This window comes from Oceanobacillus halophilus (assembly GCF_003628505.1).
GTDB lineage: Bacteria > Bacillota > Bacilli > Bacillales > Amphibacillaceae > Oceanobacillus > Oceanobacillus halophilus.
In genome coordinates this window covers 1-1,582 of sequence record NZ_RBZP01000047.1, presented here as the reverse complement: position 1 = coordinate 1,582, position 1,582 = coordinate 1, and the positions used below count along the sequence as shown (strand labels likewise).

The following is a 1,582-nucleotide window of genomic DNA, read 5'->3' as shown; positions in this document are numbered from 1 at the left end:
ATCCTTAGAAAGGAGGTGATCCAGCCGCACCTTCCGATACGGCTACCTTGTTACGACTTCACCCCAATCATTGGTCCCACCTTCGGCGGCTGGCTCCAAAAAGGTTACCTCACCGACTTCGGGTGTTACCAACTCTCGTGGTGTGACGGGCGGTGTGTACAAGACCCGGGAACGTATTCACCGCGGCATGCTGATCCGCGATTACTAGCGATTCCGGCTTCATGCAGGCGAGTTGCAGCCTGCAATCCGAACTGAGAATGGTTTTATGGGATTTGCTTGACCTCGCGGTTTCGCTTCCCTTTGTACCATCCATTGTAGCACGTGTGTAGCCCAGGTCATAAGGGGCATGATGATTTGACGTCATCCCCACCTTCCTCCGGTTTGTCACCGGCAGTCATCCTAGAGTGCCCAACTGAATGCTGGCAACTAAGATCAAGGGTTGCGCTCGTTGCGGGACTTAACCCAACATCTCACGACACGAGCTGACGACAACCATGCACCACCTGTCACTCTGTCCCCGAAGGGAAAATCCTATCTCTAGGAGTGTCAGAGGATGTCAAGACCTGGTAAGGTTCTTCGCGTTGCTTCGAATTAAACCACATGCTCCACCGCTTGTGCGGGTCCCCGTCAATTCTTTTGAGTTTCAGCCTTGCGGCCGTACTCCCCAGGCGGAGTGCTTAATGCGTTAACTTCAGCACTAAGGGGCGGAAACCCCCTAACACCTAGCACTCATCGTTTACGGCGTGGACTACCAGGGTATCTAATCCTGTTCGCTCCCCACGCTTTCGCTCCTCAGCGTCAGTTACAGACCAGAGAGTCGCCTTCGCCACTGGTGTTCCTCCACATCTCTACGCATTTCACCGCTACACGTGGAATTCCACTCTCCTCTTCTGTACTCAAGTCCCCCAGTTTCCAATGACCGCTTGCGGTTGAGCCGCAAGATTTCACATCAGACTTAAAAGACCGCCTGCGAGCGCTTTACGCCCAATAAATCCGGACAACGCTTGCCACCTACGTATTACCGCGGCTGCTGGCACGTAGTTAGCCGTGGCTTTCTGGTTAGGTACCGTCAAGGTTGGGGCAGTTACTCCCCAACTTGTTCTTCCCTAACAACAGAGTTTTACGATCCGAAAACCTTCTTCACTCACGCGGCGTTGCTCCGTCAGACTTTCGTCCATTGCGGAAGATTCCCTACTGCTGCCTCCCGTAGGAGTCTGGGCCGTGTCTCAGTCCCAGTGTGGCCGATCACCCTCTCAGGTCGGCTACGCATCGTCGCCTTGGTGAGCCTTTACCTCACCAACTAGCTAATGCGCCGCGGGCCCATCTGTAAGTGACAGCTAAAAGCCATCTTTCAATCTTCTCATCAGGAGATGAAAAGTATTATCCGGTATTAGCTCACGTTTCCGCAAGTTATCCCAGTCTTACAGGCAGGTTGCCCACGTGTTACTCACCCGTCCGCCGCTCGTTCCACTAACGTCACTCCCGAAGGAGATCAGTTAGCTTCCCGCGCTCGACTTGCATGTATTAGGCACGCCGCCAGCGTTCGTCCTGAGCCAAGATCAAACTCTCCAAAAAAGTTTGT

Annotated in this window: 1 rRNA gene; it reads right to left on the bottom strand. The window is 53.7% G+C overall.

The annotated features are described in order from the left end of the window. Nucleotides 1-8 precede the first annotated feature (8 nt). A 16S ribosomal RNA gene (locus D8M06_RS19590) occupies nt 9-1,575 on the bottom strand. Between the last annotated feature and the right edge of the window lie 7 nt (nt 1,576-1,582).